Source organism: Streptomyces viridosporus (assembly GCF_002078235.1).
Taxonomy (GTDB): Bacteria; Actinomycetota; Actinomycetes; order Streptomycetales; family Streptomycetaceae; genus Streptomyces; species Streptomyces viridosporus.
This window is the reverse complement of sequence record NZ_MSGP01000023.1, coordinates 1-21,762: the sequence shown is the minus strand read 5'-3', so window position 1 is coordinate 21,762 and position 21,762 is coordinate 1. Positions and strand designations below refer to the sequence as shown.

21 protein-coding genes and 2 pseudogenes are annotated in these 21,762 nt (G+C 73.7%); 12 read left to right on the top strand and 11 right to left on the bottom strand.

From position 1 onward, the window contains the following. The gene (locus B7L92_RS01875; protein WP_081235755.1) at window positions 1-1,821 is read left to right on the top strand and encodes an asparagine synthase-related protein; all 1,821 of its coding nucleotides are present in this window, start codon (window positions 1-3) and stop codon (window positions 1,819-1,821) included. Here the strand turns inward: B7L92_RS01875 and B7L92_RS01870 are convergent. Next, window positions 1,805-3,106, bottom strand: a complete 1,302-nt coding sequence (locus B7L92_RS01870; RefSeq protein WP_081235754.1) for a hypothetical protein — start codon at window positions 3,104-3,106, stop codon at window positions 1,805-1,807. The two genes, B7L92_RS01875 and B7L92_RS01870, sit on opposite strands and share 17 nt — an antisense overlap. A 342-nt stretch (window positions 3,107-3,448) precedes the next feature. After that, complete coding sequence (locus B7L92_RS40510; protein WP_159460990.1) at window positions 3,449-3,616, bottom strand: hypothetical protein; 168 nt, start codon at window positions 3,614-3,616, stop codon at window positions 3,449-3,451. A gap of 531 nt (window positions 3,617-4,147) precedes the next feature. On the opposite strand from B7L92_RS40510, the gene B7L92_RS01865 reads away from it, so the two are divergent. Continuing rightward, a complete protein-coding gene (locus B7L92_RS01865) occupies window positions 4,148-4,882 on the top strand; it encodes a lytic polysaccharide monooxygenase (protein ID WP_081235753.1) in 735 nt (244 codons plus the stop codon). A 238-nt stretch (window positions 4,883-5,120) separates the two neighbouring features. On the opposite strand, the gene B7L92_RS01860 is transcribed toward B7L92_RS01865, so the two are convergent. Together B7L92_RS01860 and B7L92_RS01855 are read right to left on the bottom strand one after the other, a co-directional pair. Further along, window positions 5,121-5,504: a MazG-like family protein gene (locus B7L92_RS01860; RefSeq protein WP_081235752.1), complete on the bottom strand. Its 384-nt coding sequence runs from the start codon at window positions 5,502-5,504 to the stop codon at window positions 5,121-5,123. A gap of 48 nt (window positions 5,505-5,552) precedes the next feature. Beyond that, window positions 5,553-6,095: a DoxX family protein gene (locus tag B7L92_RS01855; RefSeq protein WP_081235751.1), complete on the bottom strand. Its 543-nt coding sequence runs from the start codon at window positions 6,093-6,095 to the stop codon at window positions 5,553-5,555. Between the two features lie 127 nt (window positions 6,096-6,222). Here B7L92_RS01855 and B7L92_RS01850 point away from each other — a divergent pair, with 127 nt between their 5' ends. From B7L92_RS01850 to B7L92_RS41515, 3 genes and pseudogenes are all read left to right on the top strand, one after another. Next, complete coding sequence (locus B7L92_RS01850; protein ID WP_081235750.1) at window positions 6,223-6,549, top strand: hypothetical protein; 327 nt, start codon at window positions 6,223-6,225, stop codon at window positions 6,547-6,549. A 49-nt stretch (window positions 6,550-6,598) separates the two neighbouring features. Beyond that, window positions 6,599-7,414: pseudogene (locus B7L92_RS41320) on the top strand (aldo/keto reductase); the annotation flags it as partial. Further along, window positions 7,409-7,612, top strand: a pseudogene (locus tag B7L92_RS41515) (alkaline phosphatase D family protein); the annotation flags it as partial. The pseudogenes B7L92_RS41320 and B7L92_RS41515, both read left to right, overlap by 6 nt. Before the next feature lie 27 nt (window positions 7,613-7,639). Here B7L92_RS41515 and B7L92_RS01840 read toward each other — a convergent pair. After that, window positions 7,640-8,641 (bottom strand): Gfo/Idh/MocA family protein, encoded by a 1,002-nt coding sequence (locus tag B7L92_RS01840; RefSeq protein ID WP_081235749.1) that lies wholly within the window; start codon window positions 8,639-8,641, stop codon window positions 7,640-7,642. Between the two features lie 140 nt (window positions 8,642-8,781). On the opposite strand from B7L92_RS01840, the gene B7L92_RS01835 reads away from it, so the two are divergent. Genes B7L92_RS01835 through B7L92_RS01825 form a run of 3 tightly spaced genes read left to right on the top strand, consistent with a single transcriptional unit; the run spans window position 8,782 to window position 12,318 of the window. Next, the gene (locus B7L92_RS01835) at window positions 8,782-10,146 is read left to right on the top strand and encodes a multidrug effflux MFS transporter (RefSeq protein WP_081235748.1); all 1,365 of its coding nucleotides are present in this window, start codon (window positions 8,782-8,784) and stop codon (window positions 10,144-10,146) included. Further along, entirely contained in the window at window positions 10,143-11,288 is a 1,146-nt protein-coding gene (locus B7L92_RS01830; protein WP_081235747.1) for a serine hydrolase domain-containing protein, read from the top strand. Before B7L92_RS01835 ends, B7L92_RS01830 begins: the two co-directional genes overlap by 4 nt. A gap of 34 nt (window positions 11,289-11,322) precedes the next feature. Further along, entirely contained in the window at window positions 11,323-12,318 is a 996-nt protein-coding gene (locus B7L92_RS01825; RefSeq protein ID WP_081235746.1) for a small ribosomal subunit Rsm22 family protein, read from the top strand. Between the two features lie 79 nt (window positions 12,319-12,397). Here the strand turns inward: B7L92_RS01825 and B7L92_RS01820 are convergent, their stop codons facing one another. Continuing rightward, window positions 12,398-12,640: a DUF6243 family protein gene (locus tag B7L92_RS01820; protein WP_174703910.1), complete on the bottom strand. Its 243-nt coding sequence runs from the start codon at window positions 12,638-12,640 to the stop codon at window positions 12,398-12,400. A gap of 119 nt (window positions 12,641-12,759) precedes the next feature. On the opposite strand from B7L92_RS01820, the gene B7L92_RS01815 reads away from it, so the two are divergent. Further along, entirely contained in the window at window positions 12,760-13,401 is a 642-nt protein-coding gene (locus B7L92_RS01815; RefSeq protein ID WP_081235744.1) for a TetR/AcrR family transcriptional regulator, read from the top strand. Window positions 13,402-13,465: 64 nt separating this feature from the next. On the opposite strand, the gene B7L92_RS01810 is transcribed toward B7L92_RS01815, so the two are convergent. Continuing rightward, window positions 13,466-14,344, bottom strand: coding sequence for a glycerophosphodiester phosphodiesterase (locus B7L92_RS01810; RefSeq protein ID WP_081235768.1), 879 nt, complete (start codon window positions 14,342-14,344; stop codon window positions 13,466-13,468). 218 nt (window positions 14,345-14,562) lie between these two features. Between B7L92_RS01810 and B7L92_RS01805 the strand changes: the two genes are divergently transcribed. Continuing rightward, the gene (locus tag B7L92_RS01805; protein ID WP_081235743.1) at window positions 14,563-15,297 is read left to right on the top strand and encodes a bifunctional DNA primase/polymerase; all 735 of its coding nucleotides are present in this window, start codon (window positions 14,563-14,565) and stop codon (window positions 15,295-15,297) included. Window positions 15,298-15,378: 81 nt separating this feature from the next. Here the strand turns inward: B7L92_RS01805 and B7L92_RS01800 are convergent, their stop codons facing one another. From B7L92_RS01800 to B7L92_RS01785, 4 genes are all read right to left on the bottom strand, one after another. Further along, on the bottom strand, window positions 15,379-16,368 hold the full coding sequence (locus tag B7L92_RS01800) for an SCO2278 family lipoprotein (RefSeq protein ID WP_081235742.1): 990 nt from the start codon (window positions 16,366-16,368) through the stop codon (window positions 15,379-15,381). A gap of 215 nt (window positions 16,369-16,583) precedes the next feature. Further along, complete coding sequence (locus B7L92_RS01795) at window positions 16,584-17,417, bottom strand: heme ABC transporter ATP-binding protein (protein WP_081235741.1); 834 nt, start codon at window positions 17,415-17,417, stop codon at window positions 16,584-16,586. A gap of 28 nt (window positions 17,418-17,445) precedes the next feature. Then, complete coding sequence (locus B7L92_RS01790) at window positions 17,446-18,528, bottom strand: FecCD family ABC transporter permease (protein ID WP_438363922.1); 1,083 nt, start codon at window positions 18,526-18,528, stop codon at window positions 17,446-17,448. A 5-nt stretch (window positions 18,529-18,533) separates the two neighbouring features. After that, window positions 18,534-19,565: a heme/hemin ABC transporter substrate-binding protein gene (locus B7L92_RS01785; RefSeq protein ID WP_081235739.1), complete on the bottom strand. Its 1,032-nt coding sequence runs from the start codon at window positions 19,563-19,565 to the stop codon at window positions 18,534-18,536. 103 nt (window positions 19,566-19,668) lie between these two features. On the opposite strand from B7L92_RS01785, the gene B7L92_RS01780 reads away from it, so the two are divergent. Both B7L92_RS01780 and B7L92_RS01775 read left to right on the top strand, forming a co-directional pair. Then, entirely contained in the window at window positions 19,669-21,093 is a 1,425-nt protein-coding gene (locus tag B7L92_RS01780; protein ID WP_081235738.1) for an HtaA domain-containing protein, read from the top strand. A gap of 29 nt (window positions 21,094-21,122) precedes the next feature. Continuing rightward, on the top strand, window positions 21,123-21,762 hold a 640-nt coding region (locus tag B7L92_RS01775), incomplete at its 3' end, for an HtaA domain-containing protein (protein WP_170102167.1).

Below are 21,762 nucleotides of genomic sequence, written 5' to 3'. Positions count from 1 at the left end.
GTGGAAGCGCTCCGCCTCGAGTGGCACGGGGACGTCCCGAAGCTCTGGGCGGCCGAAGCCATGGCGCGGCAAGGGCTCGTGACGACGGTTTCCTCACGGGCCGGGACCGCGGTGGTCGCCGGCTGGGTCGGCTCCGTCCGTGAGCGCGTGGCGGGAGCGCGCGGCCTCCTCGACGACTGGGGCCGGTCGCAAGCCGTACCACCTCTGCCGACCGGCGACTATGCGGCCGTCCTGGTGTGCCGCGACCGCATCCTGCTGATGCGGGACGAACAGGCCCGCATTCCCCTGTTCTTCAGGGAGGCCGGTGATCGGGTCACCGCGGTGAGCACCTCGGCGCGCCACCTGGGCGGCGGAGCGAAGCTGGACCGGCGCTACTTCTGCCGGTACCTGACCGGGAACATGGCGCAACCCCACACGGAACTCACCCCCTTCGCCGGGGTGCACCGCGTCCTCGGCGGCGAGGTGGTGGAACTCTCGCTCACGGGGCGGATGCGCGGTCGGGCGCTGCGACACGTCCGTCGGGCCCACGACCCGTCGGTACCGGCAGCGGACGGACCCGGCCTCGGCGGGGCCGCGAAGGACCTGCGCACCGCCTTGGAGAACGCCGTCGGGCGTCGCATGGGCAGGGTGACGGCGTGCCATGTCTCCGGCGGCACCGACTCCACCAGCGTCGCGCTGCTCGCGGCACGCCCGCCGGCCGCGGGACAGGGCTGCCCCGGGGACCTCGTCCTGCTCGCCGGGCGCTTCGGACGGGGAGAACTCGCTGCCGAACAGCCCTACCTGGACGAGGCGATGGCGGAGATCCGCCGGCACGCGCCCGCCGCCCGCCCGGTGATCGTCGACGCCGACGACGTGGCCGACTTCGACGACTTCCAGCACCACGCGGGAGACCCGGACGAGCCGCATGCGCACGCCTTCCGCGCCCCGTTCTGGAGCAGGCTCCATGCCGCTGCGGCGGATCTGGGCTGTGACACCCTCCTGACCGGTTGCGGGGCCGATCCGATCGTGGACGCCAACCCGTTCCACCTGCACCGGCTGGCCCGCACGGGACGGCTCCGGCAGATGACGAGGCAGGCACGCGACTGGGCCGCGGGCAGCGAGCGGGGCTTGTGGGACGTCGTCTCCGCCTACGTGGTGCGGCCGACTCTTCCGCTGACCGCCGAACGGGTCACGGCGCTCGTCCGCCGCCGCGGAACGGTGCTCGGTGGCCTCGGCGGCTTCGCCCGCCCCCCATGGCTGCGTTCCGGATTCGCGCGGGCCCACGGCTACCGTGAGGCCGGTATCGCGGAGAGCCGCTTCGTGTTCGGGCGCGAGCCCGAACAGTCGCTCTACGAGGCCGCCAACTACCTCGCCGCTCCCGATCCGCTGTCCTGGCGCCGCGCACGGCAGGACGGGTTCTTCCTCTCGCACCCCTTCCTCGACCCGGAGGTCGTCGCCACGATGCGCCGCCTCCCCGCCGAGACCGCGTTCCAGCCGGGCCGTCCGAAGGCGGTACTGCGCGAGGCGATGGCGGATCTGCTGCCGCCCCGGATCGGTGGCCGGGTGGCCAAGGTCCCCTTCAACCAGCTCTACGCCCGCGGCCTGCGGACCCACGGTGACGAACTCATCGACCTCTGCCGCTCCGCGAGGCATCCGCTGATCACGGAGATGTTCGACGTCGAGACGCTGTGCCGGGCGGTGAGGGAGGCGCAGTTCGGCATGGGGGACTCCTACTCCTGTGACCGCGTGAACAGTTCCCTCGCCCTCGTGGCGTGGCTGGAGCGATCGGACCGGCGCTCCCGCGTGCCCCGTGCGGCCATGCCGGTCACACCTTGTCCTTGATGTCCCAGAGGGTCCGTTTGATCGGACCCGTTTCGGCGCCGACCAAGCCGTACCGGTTCGACGTCTCGGTTATTTCCGCTCTGGACAGGACGCGGTTTTCCTCACCTTTTCGCGTGATGGATACCGACAGGGTTGCGCCATGCGCGCCGAACTGCCAGTAGACAGACACGTAGCGGGGATCCCTCGTGTGCTGGTCGATCGCATTGTTTTCGTACACCCGGCCGCGGTAGGCGACGGAGTCGAAGTTCTTGTTCCTCGTGACCCACTGGGGCATTTTGCCGCCGCTCCAGGAGTTTCCCGTTATCTGGATCTGCTCCACACCGCCCCGGTCCTTTCGTGTCAATTGCGCGGAGGCGTAGAGCGCCAACTGGTCATACGGTGTGTCGATGGGCAGTTGCACAACCATTCGGGTGGCGAACGCGTCGTTCGCCTCGATCCATCTTCCGGCAGACATCCATGGCTGCGCCAACACCAACTGGCCGGGCTGGTAGATCTCCCTTCGGGAGAGTGGGTGTTGCACGTAGAAGTCACGGAACGTCTCGGCATCCGCACGCCATTGCTCGCGGGGCCGGTCCGTCCGGCTGAGCGACACCTGCTCGCCCATGGCGTGGAATTCGGTGCCGAGCACGTAAAAGCCCATATCGCTGCGGTTGTCGATCCTGATGTCGACCGGTACGGCGAATTCCTTGCGGTCCTTGCTCAGTACGGGCTCTCCCACGGTGATGCTGACGAGGGGCTTGGCGCCGTGCTGGGACGGCTGGTAGAGGTGCTGGTAGCCGAAATTGGCCACCGCGAGAGCCGAGGAGACGATCAGTGCCGCGGCCACCCGCTTCGGGGAGGGGATCACGACCGATGTCCGCCACACCGTGAAGACGGCCCCTACGGAACCCGCCGTGAGCAGGCTGAACAGCGCCCGGTAAAGCGTGGAATCGCCGTCCCTGAATGCCTCGAGCAGAAGCATGGTGTTGGCCAACAACGCCGCGACCGTGCCGATCAGTGCGACCATTCCGGAATAGGGGAAGACGTTCCGGCCCCAGTGGTCCACGACCGCGGCAGCGCCCAGCAGCGAGAGGGCCGAGACCAGAAGGAGGACGGCACCGGTGATGCGTCCCGTGTAGGTCAGGGCCTCGGTGAGGTCTTCGAGGCCCCACCAACCCAGCAGCAGCGCCGTCGGGAGGAGGACCAGCAGGATCAACGCCAGGGCGGCCGGCGACTTCCCGGTGCTCGTCGTGAACAGCAGGGCCCGCAGGCGCGAGCCGACGCCGGCCCCGGAGGGAGTCCTCACGTGATCACCTCCTGACGCCGCAGGCCGTCCACCAGCGCTGACGGTGACCGCGACCGGAACGCACGCTCAAGCCGACCGTGAAGAGTTCCGCCGCCGGTAGGCGCCGGCCTATGTCAACTGGATCCACGGGGTTCTCCTTCGACTTCGACCGTCACTGCGGCCCCGCACGGGTGAAGCGCCGTCCGGCGAGCCCCTGCCGACTTCCTGCGGCACCTACCTCGCGGTGGCGTCGCGGAGCATCCGGTCCCCGCAACGGATCAGGAGACCTGGTGCCGCGCCGGGACTCGAGCACCATCGTCCGGGTTGGTCATTCGGATCACCATCCGGATGCCTCCGGACGGCCTAGTCGACCGTGCAGACGTACTCGACGACCGGTGGTTCGTCTCCGTGGTGTTCCGGGACGATGCCGAGGTCCACGATCTCCTTGTGCGCCGTCTTCCAGTCCTCCCGAGCCGGTCCGGCACGTCGGCCCCGGGACGGCTCCCGGCGGTAGCCGCCGTCGACCCGCACGGCGCGGGCCGCACCATGGATGCACGGGTGCGCTCCGGCGGCCTCGGTGAACTCCGCGGCGACACCGCCACGATGTCGTCTCCCGGCCCGGCCCGGCCCGACGGCCCGGTCCCGTCGGGCGTGAACATCCCCACCCCCCGTCAACGGGGACGTGGAGGTCACCACCGGGTGTCGGTGTCCTCCTCCTCCCTCCTCACCTGCCCGTATGTCGTTTCCGCTGCCGCTGGAGCGATGCTCCGAGGTCCGTCGGCGCAGTCGTTGTCAACTTCCCTTGGGTGAAGAGCACTTGACGGTTCCCGGTTCCCCGCTATGGTCTAGACCGGCGAGCACAGGTCTAGGCCAGTGCTCGCCCGCGTCCCGGTGCCTTCACGGGCCGGGGCGAAGTGTGGTGTCCGCCGCGGCGGCGCGACCGCGCGCTCCGCCCTCGCCTCGTCGGCGAGGCGCGCAGGACACATGCGGTGCACACCGTGTGCGTCAGCGATGTCGTGCTCCGTGGCCGGTTCTCATGTACACCGAAGAAAGAGTCATTACATGGACATGAAAAGGCGAGCGTCCCTGGCTGTCGGAGCCATGGTCGCCCCCCTCCTCGCCATCACCCTTCCGGCCGGTACGGCCAACGCCCACGGCTGGGTGACCGACCCGGGCAGCCGTCAGGACCAGTGCGCCCAGGGCGTCGTCGACTGCGGCCAGATCAAGTACGAGCCGCAGAGCGTCGAGGGCCCGAAGGGCCTGCGCAGCTGCAGCGGCGGCAACGCCCAGTTCGCCGACCTCGACGACGACCGCAAGGCCTGGCGGGTCACGCCGGTCGGCGCATCGCACACCTTCACCTGGAAGCTCACTGCGCGCCACTCCACCGACACCTGGCAGTACTTCGTCGGCGACCGGAAGATCGCCGAGTTCAACGACCGGGGTGCGCAGCCTCCCGCCCAGGTCAGCCACCAGGTCGACTTCGGTGACCTGAAGGGCCGCCAGAAGGTCCTGGCCGTCTGGAACGTGGCCGACACCAACAACGCCTTCTACGCCTGCATCGACGTCGACATCGCCGGCGGCGGCAACGGCGGTGGCGACAACGGCGGCGGCAACGGTGGCGGCAACAACGGTGGCGGCGGGTCGGACTCCTGCGCCGCGCCGGTCTGGAGCACCGGCACCGTCTACCACGGCGGCGACACCGTCACCCACGACGGTCGCACCTACCGCGCCAAGTGGTGGACGACGAACGAGCGGCCCGGCTCCGCCGACGTCTGGGAAGACCTGGGCGCCTGCTAGACCCGCTCGGATCCGCTGAGCGAGACCGGTGCGGCACGCCAGCCCCACGCGGCGCCCGCCGCACCGGTTCGGCGGGGCCGGCCACCGATGTGAACCGTCCGCAACGACGGACGGTTCACATCGGTGGCCGGCCCCGCCCTTTCGCATGATCGGCGCCGAGCGCCGAAGGGGCGGCCCACCGGGGCGGCGCCCCACCGGCACGTCCCGCGGACGCCGGCTCCCACGGCCCGCCACGGGATCAACCGTCGGACGGGTCCCGGCGGGGAGCTCCGAGCGAGCGCTGCGTGACCCGGGCCAGGTGGCGGGCGAAGACCTCGCGGGCGTCGGGGGAGAGCGTGCGCAGGGCCACCAGGGCCGTGACGGCGACGTCGCACAGCTCGGACCGGACGTCGTCCCAGGTGTGCGTGGTGCCCTTGCGCGGGTTCTGACCGGTCGCGCCGATCACGGCCTCGGCGACCTCGCCGACCTCCTCGGACAGCTTGACGATCCGCAGCAGCAGGCCCTCCCGGCCCTCGACCGGACGGTTCTCGTCCAGCCACGCGCACAGGTCGTCGACGGCGTCCCACAGATCGACGGCCGGAGCCGGAGGCGTGACCGGGGGAGGGGGCAGAGGATCGCTCATGGGACAGAGCCTGGCACAGGGCACCGACAGCCCCCGGTGTCCGGTGCGCTACTCGAACAGCGTCTCCTGTTCGCCCTCCCGTGCCGTCCGCAGCCGCCGGCTGCGTGCCCCCACCGTCACCGCCGTGGCCGCCGCGGTCGCCGCGAAGGCCACCGGGACCATCCAGCCCCGGTTGACCGTGTGGCCGAGGGCGTGGTCCAGGGACAAGCGGCCGGGGCCCGCGACGGCGAGGCCGGCGGCGGTCAGGCCCAGGCTCGCCGCGTACTCGTAGCCGCCCTCCTGGTTGAAGAAGCCGCTGGGCGCGTGCACGGCCGCCGCGCCCGCCATCGCCCCGGCCGCCGCCGCGCCCGCCGCGGGGGTGGCGAGACCGAGCGCCAGCAGGAGGCCGCCGCCGGTCTCCGCGAGGCCCGCGGCCCGCGCGCTGGCCTTGCCGGGCGCGTAGCCGATGGTCTCCATGAACTGGCCGGTGCCCTCGATGCCGCCCCCGCCGAACCAGCCGAACAGCTTCTGCGCGCCGTGCGCCGCCAGCACCCCGCCCGTTCCCAGCCGGAGCAGCAGCAGACCCAGATCGCGTCGGTCGTAACAGGTCACGTCGTCTCCCGGAGCAGTCGCTTCGCCGTGACCACCGTCGCAGTCCGCCGTCGGCCCGGCCCGCCGCCGGACGCCGTTCGGGTGGCACGGGTGGCGGGGCCCCGCGGCCGGGACGACGCTGGCAGGCATGACGATTCAGACCACCCGTCTCAGCGACCCGGCCGTCCGGGCCTTCGTCACCGCCGTCAACAACCACGACCGCGAGGGCTTCATGGCCCTCCTCGCACCCGGCGCGACCATGGCGGACGACGGCAGCGACCGCGACCTCGCCGACTGGATCGACCGCGAGATCTTCTCCGCCAACGGCCACATGGAGGTCGACAACGAGTCCGACGGCGGACGCACTCTCGTCGCCCGCTACCGCAACGACACCTGGGGCGAGATGCGCACCCGCTGGACCTTCACCGTGGACGACGACGGCCGGATCTCCCGCTTCGAGACCGGTCAGGCCTGATCCTCTCCACGCTTGTACGGGGGGCTTGCCCTCGCGCGCGCTCGAAGTCCTGGCGTCCCCGGGCACGGAGAGCACACGGACACGGGGACGCGGCGGTATCGAGGTCAGCGCCGTCGGGTTCGGCTGCCGGGTGATCGGCGGTGAGTGGCAGGACTCCGCGGGGCAACCGCTGGGCCGGGGCAGGGGCGACGACGAGGAGTCCGTACGGGCGGTCCGGCGCGCCCTCGACCTCGGCGTCACCTTCTTCGACACCGCCGACGAGGGGGGTACCTCCCTGCTCGAACGAAGCTGAGAGCCCGGGGGAGGCACCGGGCACGGCGAACGCGTCCTCGGCCGGGCCCTCGGCCGCCGCCGGGACGAGGTCGTCGTCGCCACCGAGTGGGGCAACACCTTCGACGCGGACACCCGCACCCTCACCGGCGGCGACGACTCGCCGGAGCGCCTCCGCCGGGCCCCGACCGCCTCGCCGCGCCGCCTCGGCACCGACCGGATCGACCTGTACCAGCTCCACCTCGCCGACGCCGACCCCGAGCGGGCCGCCGGGCTCCGTGACGCGTGCGAGGAACTGGTGGCGCGGGGACTGATCCGGGCCTACGCCTGGAGCACCGACGACCCGGCCCGCGCCGCCGTGTTCGTGAAGGGGCCGCACTGCGCCGCCGCGCAGCACGCGCTCAACGTGCTCACGGACGCGCCCGAGATGCTCCGGCCGTGCGAGGAGGCGGGCCTCGCCTCCGTCAACCGCAGCCCGCTCGCCATGGGCCTGCTCACCGGAAAGCACGCCGACCGGCGCCCGTTGGGGGCCGGGGACATCCGCAGCAGGCCGCCCGCCTGGCTGCGGGGCTTCGGCGAGGGGGCGGGCGCGAACCGGGACACCTACCTGGCGGCCAACCCGCACCTGCGGTTCTACGACGGACGGCGCGGTTACGTGACCGTCGCGCTGGGCCGCGAGGCCGCACGCGCCGACTTCCGGACGGTGCCGTACGTGACCCGGCCCGGGGCGCCGGTCACGGCGGCGGCGTCCTTCGTCACCGCGGCGGGAGGACCGGGGCTCGAGCCCGCCTGAGCCCCGGAGCCGATCGGCGGTCCCCGCTCAGCGGCGCTCCCCCGGGTAGCGGACGCCGACGCGGTCCCGGATCGCGTCGAGCGTCCGCATCACGGCGAGGGTGCCGTCGAGCGGGACGAGCGGGGACTCGGTCTCACCGGCCCGCAGGGCCCGCATCACCTCCGCGGCCTCGTGCTTGAGGGTGTTGCGGGGGCCGTCCGCCGGGTCGGCCGTGAACTCCTCGGCGTCCCGGCCGTCCCGGTGCAGCACGAACCGGTCCGGGAAGAAGAAGCCGTACGGGACGTCGATCCGGCCCTTCGACCCGGTGACCGAGGCGGAGGTCGCCGTGCCGCCGACGAGGGAGCAGTGCACCGAGGCGAGAGCGCCGTCGTCCCAGGAGAGCAGCGCCCCCGTCTGGAGGTCGACGCCCCTCTCCGAGAGCGTCGCCCGCGCCACCACGTCCGTCGGCTCCCCGAGCAGCAACTGCGCGAACGACACCGGGTACACCCCGAGGTCCAGCAGCGCGCCCCCGCCCAGCGCCGGGTCCAGCAGCCGGTGCGAGGCCGGGAACGGCCCCGCCAGCCCGAAGTCCGCCTGCACGCTGCGCACCTCGCCGATCGCGCCGTCGTCGACCAGCGCCTTGAGCCGCCGCACCATGGGGTTGCAGTACATCCACATCGCCTCCATCAGGAAGCGCCCGTTCTCCCGCGCCGACGCGACCAGTTCCGCCGCCTCGCGCGCGTTCAGCGTGAACGGCTTCTCGCACAGCACGTTCCGCCCGGCCTCCAGGCACAGTCCGGCCGCCGCGCGGTGCGCCGAGTGCGGCGAGGCGACGTAGACGACGTCGACCTCCTCGTCCCACGCCAGCGACTCCCAGTCGCCGTACGCCCGCGGTATCCCGAACCGTTCGGCGAACGCCTTCGCCGGTTCCGGCGACCGCGACGCCACCGCCACCACCTCCGCGTCCGGCAGGTCCACCAGGTCCGCCGTGAAGGTCGCGGCCATCCCGCCGGTCGCCAGGACCCCCCAGCGCACGTTCCGCCCCGTCATCCGTCCCACCCCTGCTCGTGTCGTCGGCACCTCGGCCGAGAACGTCCATGGAAGCGCTCCCATGGCATCGTCGTCGACGCCGAGCACTCCGTACGAGCTGAGAGCATAGGGAGCCGACGACGCGGAAAGGGAGGGGTCACATGCCCGAGGGCGGGGCGTCCATATCGAATCCGACGGCGAACTCGACGGCGAAAAGGGACTCGACGGAAGAAACGACGACGAACCCGGCGGCGCGTCCGGCGACGAACCCGGCGCCGGACGCGCCATCGGCGCTCCGCGCGACCGCCGGCCGCACCGGTCTGCTGGTGACCTTCCTCCTGGGCGGCCTGACCGCCACGCCCCCGCTGGCGATGGACATGTACCTCCCCGCCCTCCCGGAGGTCACCCGGTCCCTGCACACGTCCGCCGCCACCGTCCAGCTCACGCTCACCACCTGTCTGGCCGGCATGGCGCTCGGACAACTGGTGGTCGGCCCGATGAGCGACCGGTGGGGACGCCGCCGCCCGCTGCTCGTCGGCCTCGCGGTCTACGTCGTCGCCACCGTGCTGTGCGCGTTCGCGCCGACCGTCGAACTCCTCGTCGCCCTCCGGCTGCTGCAGGGCCTGGCGGGCGCGGCCGCCATCGTCATCGCGCGGGCGGTGGTCCGCGACCTGTACGACGGTGTGGCCATGGCCCGCTTCTTCTCGAACCTCATGCTGATCTCCGGCCTGGCGCCGATCATGGCACCGCTCATCGGCGGGCAGGTCCTGCGGGTGACGGACTGGCGGGGCGTGTTCGTCGTCCTCGCCGTCCTCGGGGTGCTGCTGGCGGCCCTGGTCTGGGCGAAGCTGCCGGAGACGCTGGCCCCCGCCGACCGCCACGGCGGCGGCGTCGGCGCGGCCCTCGGCTCGATGCGCCGGCTGCTCGCCGACCGGGTCTTCGCCGGCTACATGCTCACCGGCGGATTCGCCTTCGCCTCCCTCTTCGCCTACGTCGCGGCCTCCCCGTTCGTCGTCCAGGAGATCTACGGGGCCTCCCCGCAGACGTTCAGCCTGCTGTTCGGGCTCAACTCGATCGGCCTGATGATCGTGGGGCAGATCAACGGCAAGGTGCTGGTCGGCCGGGTCCGGCTGGACCGGGTGCTCGGATTCGGGCTCTGCGTCGTGCTCGTCGCCGCGGTCGTGCTGCTGCTGATGTCGCTGGGCGTGTTCGGCGAGGTCGGGCTGGTGCCCGTGGCCGCCGCGCTGTTCGTGCTGATGTCCGCGATGGGCATCACCATGCCCAACACCCAGACCCTCGCCCTGATGCGCACCCGGCAGGCCGCCGGTGCCGCCTCGGCCCTGCTCGGCACGGCGTCCTTCCTCGTCGGCGCGATCGCCTCCCCGCTGGTCGGGATCGCCGGGGAGGACACCGCCGTCCCGATGGCCGTCGTCCAACTGGTCGCCGCGCTGGCGGCGCTGGCCTGCTTCACCGGCCTGTGCCGTCCCTGGAAGGGGCGGGCGAGTGCGGAGGGTGAGGGCTTCTGAGCGCCCCGAGGCTGCGTCACGGCACACCGGAACGGGCCGGACTCGACCCCGGGGAACTGCGCCTGCTGGTCCGGGAGGTCCACGCCCGCACCGCCGGCGAGCGCCCCTGGGCGGCCGGGGCCGTCGTGGTCGTCGGCCGGGGCCCGGTGCTCGCCGTGCAGGAGGCGGCGGGCTGGGCCGTGCGGTACGCGGCGTACGACGAGAGGACGGACACCGCGGTGGAGCTGCCGCCGGGCGCCCGTGTGCCGATGACCGTGGACACGCCCTTCGACCTGGCCTCCCTCACCAAGCTGTTCACCTCGGTGGCCGCCGTGCAGCAGATCGAGCGGGGCACGCTCGGCATCGACGCGCGCGTGGGCGCGTACCTGCCGGACTTCACCGCGGCGGCGCGCCACGGCGTCACCGTCCGGCAACTGCTCACCCACACCTCCGGGCTGCGCCCCGAACTCCCGCTGTACGACTGCGCCGACGACGCGCAGCGCCTGGCGCTGCTGCGCGCCGAGCCGCCCGTCGGCGTGCCCGGCACGTACTGCTACTCCGACCTCAACATGCTGCTGCTCCAGCACGTCCTGGAACGCCTCACCGGCCGCACGCTCGACACGCTGGTCCGGGACGGCATCACCCGCCCGCTCGGCATGACGGCGACCGGCTTCGGGCCGTGCCCGGGCGCGGCGGCCACCGAGGACCAGCGGCGGCCGTGGGCCAAGGCGGACCGGGGAATGCTGCGGGGCGAGGTGCACGACGAGAACGCCTGGGCGCTGGGCGGGGTCGCGGGCCACGCCGGGCTGTTCTCCACGGGACGGGACCTGGCGGTGTTCTGCCGCGCGCTGCTGGCGGGCGGTTCGTACGGTCCCGCCCGCATCCTCGGCCCCGACTTCGTGGACCTGCTGTTCACCCCGCCGGGGCTGGGCTTCGCCCTGGACCAGCCCTGGTTCATGGGCGAACTGGCGGGGCGCGGGGCGGCGGGGCACACCGGTTTCACGGGGACGTCGCTGGTGCTGGACCGGGCCACGGACACCTATCTGGTGCTCCTCGCCAACACCGTCCACCCCCGCCGCCGACAGGCCCCCGACAACGCGCCCCGGGCGGACGCGGGAACCCGGGTGGCCCGGGCGGTGCGGGGCGCCGGGGCGGCACGGTGACCGGGCGGTCCGGCGGAGCTGAGAGAATCGTGGGGTGAACGCCCCCGCCGCCTCCCTCACCCCCGCCGAGACCCTGCGCGCCGCCCTCGCCGGGCTGCTCGACGGGCTTCCGCCGCGGCAGGCCGCCCAGGCCGTCGAGCGGCTGATCGCCACCTACCGGGGCGCCACCCCGACCGGGGCCCCCATCCTGCGGGACCGCGCCGACGTGGCCGCGTACGCCGCGTACCGCATGCCCGCGACGTTCGAGGCGGTGCGGTCGGCGCTGGAGGCGTTCGCCCGCGCGGTGCCCGGATGGACGCCCGGCGACCACGTGGACGTGGGCGGCGGCACCGGCGCGGCGGCCTGGGCGGTGAGCGCGACCTGGGACGGCGAACGCCCCGTGACGGTCCTGGACTGGGCCGAGCCCGCCCTCGCCCTCGGCCGGGAACTCGCCGCCGCGCACCCCGCGCTGGAGGACGCCCGGTGGCAGCGCGCCCGCATCACGGCGGAACTCACCCTCGGGAGCACGGACCTCGTCACCGTCTCCTACGTCCTCAACGAGCTGACCGCCCCCGACCGCGCCGCCCTCGTCGACGCCGCCGCCGGGGCCGCGCGGGCCGTCGTGATCGTCGAGCCCGGCACCCCCGACGGCTACGCCCGCGTCATCGAGGCCCGCGACCGCCTGGTCTCCGCCGGGTTCCGCGTCGCCGCCCCCTGCCCGCACAGCGCCGCCTGCCCCATCGCCCCCGGCACCGACTGGTGCCACTTCTCGGCCCGGGTCAGCCGTTCCTCGCTGCACCGCCAGGTCAAGGGCGGCTCCCTCGCCTACGAGGACGAGAAGTTCAGCTACGTCGCCGCCACCCGGCTCCCGGCGACCCCCGCCGCCGCCCGCGTCGTCCGCAAGCCGCAGATCCGCAAGGGGCAGGTCCTGCTCGACCTGTGCGAGACGGACCCGTCCCTGCGCCGGACCACCGTCACCAAGCGCCACGGCGACCTGTACCGGGCGGCCCGGGACACCGACTGGGGCGACGCCTGGCCGCCGGCCGGCTAGCGCTCCGGCCGTTCTCCTCACCCGGTGGACCTGCGCGGTCGCGGCACCGGCCGAGCAGGGCCCGATCGTCTCGTCCCTCCTACCGATCCTGGCCCTCCTGTCCCTCCTGTCCCTCCTGTCCCTCTTTCTCTTCCTCCTCCTGCCGCCGCCGCTGCTCCTGCCGCTTCTCCTGGAGCGCGCGCAGCAGTTCCCGTTTCTGCGCCTGCGGGTCGTGTCCGCCGCCGACGCGTCCGCCGCGTCCGCCGCCGCGCAGGGCCGCGCGGCCGAGGTGCCGCCGGCTGCCGCCGACGCCCAGCATGTTTCCGGCTCCGCCTCGGGCCATGGTGATCTCCTTCGGTGCGTGCCGTGCAAGGCACCCTTGACGAGACGTATCGTCTCGCTCCTGACGCTCCCCACTGTCAGGCGAGACGGAGCGTCTTGTCAACCTGATAAATTCGGCCCATGGCCCCGAACGAATCCGCCCGGTCCACCCGGGACAAGCACACCCCCGACGCCACCCGCCGCAGCGAGCGCTCCCGGCGGGCCATCTACGACGCCGCACTCGCCCTGGTCGCGGAGGTCGGCTACCCCAGGACGACGATCGAGGGCATCGCCGCCCGCGCCGGTGTCGGCAAGCAGACGATCTACCGGTGGTGGCCGTCGAAGGCCGACGTCGTCCTGGAGGCGTTCCTCGACCTGAGCGAGCAGGCCGCCCGGGCCGCCGGGCAGGAGGCGTACGCCCTGCCGGACACCGGCGACCTCGCCGCCGACCTCAAGCTCGTCCTGCGCGCCACGGTCGACGAGCTGTACGACCCGGCCTTCGAGGCGCCGTCGCGCGCACTGGCCGCCGAGGGCGTCGTCAACGAGGAACTCGGCCGCAGGTTCGTGGCCAAGCTGCTGGAACCGCAGCTCCAGCTGTACGTCGACCGGCTGCGCTCCGCGCAGGCGGCGGGCGACGTCCGTGCCGACGTCGACCCGCGCATCGCCCTGGAGCTCTTCGTCTCCCCGCTCGCCCAGCGCTGGCTCCAGTACACGGGGCCGATCTCCTACGAGTACACCGACACCCTCGTCGACTACGCCCTGGGCGGCCTCGCACCCCGCTGACCGCACCCCTCGGGGGAGCAGTTCGCCGGCCTGGTCTCCGCCGGCCCGGTCTCCGCGGGACGCCTCACCGCCCCAGCGCGCGGCTCACCGTCCCGATCGGGCGCACCGGGTGCCGGGCCAGCCGCCCCGGGGCGTCCGTGATGATCCCGTTGCAGCCGAGGGCCAGCGCCCGGTCCCGCTGACCGGGGGAGACGACCGTGTGGGCCCACACCCGGGGGATGCCGGAGCGCACCGCGCGCATCAGGTCCACGTCCCGCGCCTTGATGTCGACGTCGAGCACGTCGACGTGGGCACGCCAGCGCTCGGGACGGTCCGTGCGCAACTGGCGGGCCGAGCGCCACAGCTGCGTCGGCAGGCCCAGGCGGTGGATGCGGCGGGCGACCTCGGGGTCGTTGGTGTTCACGAGGACCGAGCGGGTCAGGCCGCGGGCGCGGATCAGCGCGGCCAGCCGGTCCAGGCCGCGCGGGTCCTTCGCCTCCAGCATCAGCACGATCCGCCCGCCGAGACGGTCCAGCACCTCGGCGACCGTCGGCGGCCGCTCCGAGCGCCAGCTCCCCGGCAGCGAGGCGCGCGGCCGCAGCCGGACGCCCCGCCACTCCCGGGCGTCCAGGGCGCTCACCTCGCCGCCCAGGTAGGTGGTGCGGTTCAGGGTCGCGTCGTGGAGGACGACCGGTGTGCCGTCGCGCAGCAGCCGGGTGTCGAAGTCCAGCACCTGCGCCGTCCCGCGCCGGTACGCCGCCATCAGCCCCGACATGCTGTTCTCGGGGACCTCGCGGGCCCCGCCGCGGTGCGCGACGTAGGTGACGCGGGGCAGCGCGTCCACCGTCAGCGGGCCGCGGCCCCACTCCAGCGGCTTTGCCGGGCCGCCGCCGTGGCCCGTGAGGGCCAGCGAGACCGCGGAGGCCGCGGCCGCCAGGCCCGTCATCGCGATCCTTGTGACCATGACGACCACGGTAGGTGCGCACGTCCTGACACGGCGTGCAAGGACACCCGGTCCGTCGCGCCGTGCGGCATGTGTCCCCTTCGCCCCGCGTGGTACCCCTCGTCCTGTCCGGGCACCCTCATCCCACCTGCGCCGATTGTGGGCTCCGGCCCCCCGATGCGCACGATCGTGGGACCATAGGGCATGCTGTTCCGCACGACGGCGAGGCGAGGAGATAGATGAGCGCGGCGTTCGGAGGCCGAACCGGCCGACAGGGCAAACTCTCCCAGTGGCTGCAGAAACGCCGCCCGAAGCAGGCCGCCGACGAAGGCGGCCGCGAGGCCCTGCTGCTCGCCGCCGCCGACGCGGGACTGCCGCTGGCACCCGCCGCCCACCCCGCCGGCTACCAGTGCTCCTGCGACCGGGTCGGCTGTCCCACCCCCGCCCGGCACCCGGTGTCGTTCGCCTGGCAGACCCAGTCGACCACCGACCGCGCCCAGATCGAGCGCTGGGCCCGCCACCAGCCGCAGGCGAACTTCATCACCGCGACCGGCATGATGCACGACGTCCTCGACGTCCCCCTGGACGCCGGCCGGGAGGCGCTCGAGCGCCTGCTCGAGGCCGGGATCGAGGTCGGCCCCGTCGCCGAGAGCGACGACGGCCGGATGCTGTTCTTCACCCTTACCCGCGGCACCCCCGAGGACGAGGACGAGTGGTGGCCGTGCGAGCTGGACTGCCACCCGGAGACCATGGACGAGCACCCCGGCCTGCGCTGGCACTGCCGCGGCTCCTACGTCCTCGTGCCCCCGGCCCGTCTGCCCGGCGACGACGACCGGTCGGTGCACTGGGTCCGCGGCCCGGAGCACCCGCTGCCGGACCCGCTGAGCCTGCTGGAGGTCCTCACCGACTCCTGCGCCCGCCACGTCGGCGAGCAGTCCGACCACGCGGGCACGGCCTGGCCGCTGCACCGCTGATCCCACCGCGCCGCACGCCCGCGCCACCGGCGCCCCGAGGCGCCGCCTCCGCCACCGCGCACCCGCCGTCCGCCCGCGCGCCTACTCGCCCTTCGCGGACGTCAGCCCCTGGATCCGCCCCAGGACCTCCACCTCGCCCTCGGCCGGAGCCAGGGCGACCTCGTTGGAGACGAACTCCATCGTCAGGGACTGCCGGATCTCACCGGTGGTCAGCGCCAGCACGCTCTTGTTCGGCGTCGGCACCGACGCCCCGGCCGCGGCGGTCTGCTTCTCGAAGTGGCGCGTGGTGAAGAACACCAGCGCCCCGCCGTCCTCCGTGCGCAGCGCCAGCGGCGCGTAGTCGCCGTTGGTCACCGGCTCGTCGATGTACTGCGTGGCCAGGCCCGGCCGCGTCGACTTCTTCTCGCGCAGCGTCCGCCACGCGCTGGTGTGCGGACCCTCGGCGAACGCGTCCCCGCCGTCCTTCAGGTACGCCGTGTACTCCTCGCTCAACTCGCCCGGCGGCACGGCGAGGTCGCCGGCGTCGGCGGGAACGGCCTCGGCCCAGCCGTCCCGGTCCGTCCTGAACTCCGGTACGTCGTCCGGGGCGACCAGGGTCAGATAGGCCGCTTCCCAGGTCTCGTCCAGGCCGTCCCGGGTGAACACCAGCAGCCAGCGCACGTCGCCGCCCTTGTTGCCGGCCGCGTCGGCGAGGAACCAGCGGGGCCAGCCGGCCTTCTTGGGGATGGTGAACTGTGCGTCCGTCAGCTTCAGCGGCGCGTGCCCGGGGTTGCCCTGCGGGTTGTTGACCCGCCCGGCCTTCAGCCGCGCCGCGTCGATGGCGGCGAGCGCGCCGGTGGTGTGGTCGGCGTCCAGGGAACTGTCGTACGCCTTGTCGGCCGCGTTGTACGCGGCGGTGAACTCCCGGAGCGCCTCGGCGGCTTCGGCGCGCGTGGTGGCCGGGAGCACCTCGCGTTCGCCGTGCACCACCACGCAGCCGCTCGCCGTCAACGACAAAGCGGTCACACAGGCCGCGATCAGGACGCCCCGGTCGAGCCCGCGGAGCCTTCGAAGGCCGAGATCCCTGCTCATTCGGTTCCTTCACCTTCCCCTTCCCGGGGGCGAACCCTACCGGGGCGGGAAACGGCGCGAGCGCCGGGACCGGATACCGCGGCCGCACCGTGACGTGACACGCGGGCCCGCCCGGCCGCCCACCGGCCGTCCACCGGCCGCTCCCCGGCCGCTCGCCGGACGGGTGACGGCCGCGGAACGGCCCGGCGGAAGCCGCGGAACGGCCGGGCCGCCGGTCAGGCGGAGACCGGTCCGCCCCGGTCCGGGAGCACCAGCACCGCCCCGGTCCGCGGGTGCGGGAACACCTCGACGGGCTGGTCGTACACCTCCGACAGCAGCCGTTCGGTGAAGACCTCCTCCGGTGGTCCGTCGGCCGCGACCCGGCCGCCGCGCAGGACCGCCACCCGGTGCGCGTGGGCCGCCGCGAGACCGAGGTCGTGCACCACCACGACCACCGCGTCCCCGGCGCGCGCCCTCGCCCGGCACAACCGCAGCACCAGTTCCTGGTGCCTGAGGTCCAGCGCGGCGGTCGGCTCGTCGAGCATCAGCAGGGGAGCGCGCTGGGCGAGCACCCGGGCGAGCGCGACCCGGGCCCGCTCGCCGCCGCTGAGCGCGGAGAAGGGGCGCGCGGCGAAACCGGTGACCTCGGTGGCGGCCATCGCCTCGGCCACGATCGCGTCGTCGTCCTCGGGACGGGCGGCGGCCCAGGGCGCCCGGCCCATGCGGACCACCTCCTCGACCGTGAACGGGAAGGAGAGGGAGGCCGACTGGGGCAGCACGGCACGGCGCAGCGCGAGTTCGGGCGCGGACCAGGACGGCGCCGGGCGCCCGTGGATCCGCACCGTCCCGGCGGTAGGCGGCAGATCGGCGGCGAGGGCGCTCAACAGGGTCGATTTACCCGCCCCGTTGGGGCCGACCAGGGCGAGCACCTCGCCGGCCCGGACGGCGATGTCCACGTCGGCGAGGACCTCGCGGGCGCCGAGCCGGACGGACAGCCCCTCGGCCTCGGCGAGGACGTCACCGGGCTCGGGGGCGGCCGGCGGGACGGGATGGTTGCGCAGGCGGATCATGCCCGGCCTCCTTGTCGACGGGGCCGGTTCACGCCCAGCCTCCCTGCCTGCGCCGGGTGCGGCGCAGCAGCCAGAAGAAGAACGGGCTGCCGATCAGCGCCGTGAGGACACCGAGCGGCAGCTCGGCGGGTTCGGCGACCGTACGGGCCGTCAGGTCGGCCGCCAGCAGCACCAGCGCGCCGAGCAGCGCACTGCCCGGGAGCAGGAACCGGTGTCCGGGACCGGCCGCCATCCGCAGCAGGTGCGGCACGACCAGACCGACGAACCCGATGATCCCCGACACGCTTACCGCCGCCGCCGTCAGCAGCGCGATGACCAGCACCAGCACGATCCGCAGCCGCTCCACGTCCACGCCCAGGTGCCGGGCCGGACGCTCGCCGAGCGCCAGCAGGTCCAGCCGGCGGGCGTACAGCGGGGCCACGGCCAGCCCGAGCACCGCGCACGGCAGGACGGCGAGCACCTTCGGCCAGGTGGCCTGGGAGAGCGAGCCGAGCTGCCAGAAGGTGATCTGGTTGACGGCCGCGGTGTCCGCGAAGAACAGGAACAGCCCGATGAGCGCGCCGGCGAAGGCGTTCACCGCGATGCCGGTGAGGATCAGCGTCACCACCTCCGTGCGGCCGCCCGAGCGCGACATCGCGTACACCAGCAGGACGGTGACCAGGCCCGCGAAGAAGGCCAGCACCGAAACCGTCCAGGTGCCGAGGAAGTCCAGCCCGAGCGCGATCGCCGCGACCGCGCCGACCGCCGCGCCGGAGGAGACGCCGATGACGCCCGGCTCGGCGAGCGGGTTGCCGAACACGCCCTGCATCAGCGCGCCCGCGCAGCCCAGCGAGGCACCGACGAGCAGGGCGAGCACGATCCGGGGGAACCGCACGTTCCACAGCACCGAATCGGCGACCCGGTCCAGTTCCGTGCCGCCGAGCCCGAGCCGGTGCTGCACGGAGGCGAGGACGTCGCCGACCGGCACGGGGTAGGCGCCGGTGCCGGCGGCCACGGGGACGAGCACGAGGAGGGCGGCGACGAGCCCGGCGGTCAGCAGCCAGGCCGTGCCGCGCCGCCGGGCGGGCCGTTCGGCCTTCGGCGACGGTGCCTCGCGCACGGTCTTCTCCAGGACGCTCACGCGTCACCGTCCTCGCCGTACAGCTGCGCGACGACCGACTTCAGCACCCGGTCGGTGCGCGGCCCGTAGGTGAGCAGCACGCCGTCCTCCACGGAGACGATGCGCCGGTCCATCCCGGCCGGGGTCTGCGCCACACCGGGGATCTCCACCAGCCCGTCCACGCCCCCGACGGACTCCAGTCCCGCGGCCATCACCAGGATCGCGTCGGGTGCCGCCTTCACCAGTGCCTCGCCGGTGATGGCGGTGAAGTCCTTCTCCAGTCCCGACGCGGCCCCGGCGTCGACCGCCCCGGCCGCCTCGATCAGCGAGGTCGCGCCCGAGTCCCGGCCGCCGATGAGGTACACGGAGGCGGAGCCGCGCAGGTAGAGGAAGGCGACCCGCGGCCGGGGCCCCTTCCGCGGAACCGACCCGGTCACGGCCGCGATCCGCCGCTCGGTGCGGCGGGTCAGCTCCTCGCCCGCGGCCGGTACGCCGAGCGCCTCGGCGACGGACGCGATGCGCGGGCCGACGTCGTCGAGGCCGGTGGCCGGGTCGACGACGAGGACGGGTGTCCCGGCGGCGCGGATCTGGTCCATGGCCTCCGCCGGGCCGGTGGTGGACTCGGCGATCACCAGGTCCGGCCGGAGCGACAGCACGCTCTCGGCGGAGACGTCGTGTCCCCGGGTGACCACGGGGAGTTCGGCGGCCTGCGCGAAGGTGGCGGTGACGTCACGGGCCACGACCCGGTCCCCGAGGCCGAGCGTGAACACGATCTCGCTGAGGCCGCCGGAGAGCGGGACCAGGCGCTCGGCCCGCTCGATCCTCACCGTCCTGCCGTCCGCGGAGCGGACGGTGACCGGGAAGTCGGGTCTCGGCGGGGTCGCGAGGGGTTCCACGCGGTCGGGCTCCGCGGTCGTACCCGCCTTCGCGGTCGTGCCCGGTCCGGTGGGCGCGGCCGCACCGGAGGAGCCTTCGCAGGCGGTCGCGGTGAACGTGAGGGCGAGCACGGACAGCAGTGCTCCCGCCAGTTGGGTGCGCAAGCGTCGCACGGTCCCGTCCGTTCCTTCCGTCCGTGGTGGATGTTGCCTGAGGTGCAGCTTAGGTTAGCCTTACCTTCGTTCGCTACCGGCTGTCGCCTCCGGAGGACCTGTCATGCCCACCCGCCTACGTGCCCTGGTCACCGTGGTCTGCGCGGCCGTTCTGGGAGCGCTCCTGCCGGCCGCCGCGGCGCACGCCGAGAGCCGCGCGGTCCAGGGCGGCCGGCTTGACTGGGGCATCAAGACGTCCTTCCAGCGCTACGTCACCGGCCCCGTCGCGCAGGGGAGTTACTCCCTCACCGGCGGCGCGGCCACCGTCGGCGGCAGCGGCTTCCGCTTCCACTCGGCGACGGGCACCTACGACGGCGGCACGGGCGCCTTCCGCGCCGCCTTCTCCGGCGGGGTGCGCTTCGTCGGCCACCGGACCGGGACCGGGACGCACCAACTCGACCTCACCCTCAGCCGTCCCACCGTGAGCATCTCCGGCTCCACCGGCACGCTCTACGTGGACGTCACCGGCAAGGCGAAGGACACCGGGGCGGTCACGACGTCCCGACAGGTGCCCTTCGCCTCCCTCTCCCTCGGCGGGATCGACATGCGCGGCGGCGGCACCTCCGTCGTCCTCCACCACCTCCCCGCCACGCTCACCGCCCAGGGCGCCCGGTCCTTCGCCGGGTACTACACGGCCGGCACCGCCCTGGACCCGGTCAGCCTCTCGGCGGACGTACGGCAGGCGGAGCGGCGGCAGCCGTCGAGCACGCCGACGTCCGAGGCGCCCCGGCCGAAGAAGTCCGCGGACGACTCCGGGAGCGAACTCGCCGACGGCGCCGTCGACTGGGGCGTGCGCCGCACCTTCCGGGAGTACGTCACCGGTGACATCGCCAAGGGGAAGTGGACCCTGTCCTCGGGAGCCCTCGACGGCGGCGCCCTCTTCCGCTTCCCTGGCGGGAAGGGGACGTACCGGGGCGGCGAACTGACCGCCTCCTTCGAGGGCGTGGTCCGCTTCACCGGCGCGCACGGCCTCGACCTGGAACTCGGCGGCGTCCGCGTCACCGTCGAGGGCGACCGGGGCACCCTGTACGCCGATGTGAAGAGCCCCGGTCACAGCGGCGAGAAGGTCCCGCTGGTCACCTTCACGGCGAAGGACCTGAAGCCGGAGGACGGCCTGGTCCGGGTGGACGAGGCCCCCGCGAAGCTCACCTCCCGGGGAGCCGACGCCTTCGGCGGCATGTACCCCGGGGGGACCGGGATGGACCCGGTCTCCCTGGCCGTCGCCCTCACCGGGGACGCCGAACTGCCCGCGCTGCCGGACCTCGGCAGCACCTCGGCGCCGACCCCGGCCGAGACCTCCCCGGCCCCGCCGGACCCGTCCTCCGAGCCCGTCGCGGGCGCCTCGCGGGAGGACGACCGCGGCGCCCCCGCCCTTCCCCTCGCCCTCGCGGCCGGATCCCTGCTGGCGCTCGCCGCCGCGGCCGCGTTCCTCGTCCGCAGGCGCCGCGCGCGCCCGGCCGCTCCCGCGGACGCCCCGCAGGACCGCTGAACCACTCGAACCCCAAGGAGAAACCGACCATGCCCGCCAGACGTCGCCGCTCCACCGCAGTCGCCGCCGCGGCGGCCACGGCCGCCGCCCTCGGCGCCACCGCGCTCGCCGGCGCGACCTCCGCCTCGGCGGCCGAAGTTCCGCTCACCGGCTACGAGTTGACCTGGGGCATCAAGGAGTCCTACCGCACCTACGTCGCCAACTTCGCGAAGGGCACCTTCACCCCCGCGGACGGCGCCTCGCAGGCCGACGGCAACGGCCCGTTCACCTTCACGGACGGCACCGGCCGCTACGACTCCACCGCGCACACGATGTCCCTCGCCTTCAAGGGCGGGCTGACGGTTAAGTCCGAGGCGCACCGCTTCGAAATCGGGCTCTCCGACGTCAAGTTCGACAGCGCGGACGCCGAGATCACCGCGGACGTGACGCGGAACGGCACGACCGAGGACGACGTCCCGCTCGCGACCGTCACGGTCACCCGCGCGATGAAGGACATGGAGACCAAGCTGACCAAGGAGGCCGCGGAGGTCCTCGGCAGCGCGAGTTACGAGGGCGCGGCGGGCGACCCGCTGACGGTCGTGCGGACGGCCACGCCGGCCCCGACCCCCACCGAGACCTCCACGACCACCCCGCCGGCCCCCACGTCGCCCGAGCCGACTTCGACGGCGA

Coding starts and splice junctions, on each gene's coding strand:
- B7L92_RS01865 (WP_081235753.1), top strand. CDS start 4,148: ATGGACATGAAAAGGCGAGCGTCCCTGGCTGTCGGAGCCATGGTCGCC.
- B7L92_RS01860 (WP_081235752.1), bottom strand. CDS start 5,504: ATGAGCGATCCTCTGCCCCCTCCCCCGGTCACGCCTCCGGCTCCGGCC.
- B7L92_RS01850 (WP_081235750.1), top strand. CDS start 6,223: ATGACGATTCAGACCACCCGTCTCAGCGACCCGGCCGTCCGGGCCTTC.
- B7L92_RS01840 (WP_081235749.1), bottom strand. CDS start 8,641: ATGACGGGGCGGAACGTGCGCTGGGGGGTCCTGGCGACCGGCGGGATG.
- B7L92_RS01835 (WP_081235748.1), top strand. CDS start 8,782: ATGCCCGAGGGCGGGGCGTCCATATCGAATCCGACGGCGAACTCGACG.
- B7L92_RS01820 (WP_174703910.1), bottom strand. CDS start 12,640: ATGGCCCGAGGCGGAGCCGGAAACATGCTGGGCGTCGGCGGCAGCCGG.
- B7L92_RS01815 (WP_081235744.1), top strand. CDS start 12,760: ATGGCCCCGAACGAATCCGCCCGGTCCACCCGGGACAAGCACACCCCC.
- B7L92_RS01810 (WP_081235768.1), bottom strand. CDS start 14,344: ATGGTCACAAGGATCGCGATGACGGGCCTGGCGGCCGCGGCCTCCGCG.
- B7L92_RS01805 (WP_081235743.1), top strand. CDS start 14,563: ATGAGCGCGGCGTTCGGAGGCCGAACCGGCCGACAGGGCAAACTCTCC.
- B7L92_RS01800 (WP_081235742.1), bottom strand. CDS start 16,368: ATGAGCAGGGATCTCGGCCTTCGAAGGCTCCGCGGGCTCGACCGGGGC.
- B7L92_RS01795 (WP_081235741.1), bottom strand. CDS start 17,417: ATGATCCGCCTGCGCAACCATCCCGTCCCGCCGGCCGCCCCCGAGCCC.
- B7L92_RS01780 (WP_081235738.1), top strand. CDS start 19,669: ATGCCCACCCGCCTACGTGCCCTGGTCACCGTGGTCTGCGCGGCCGTT.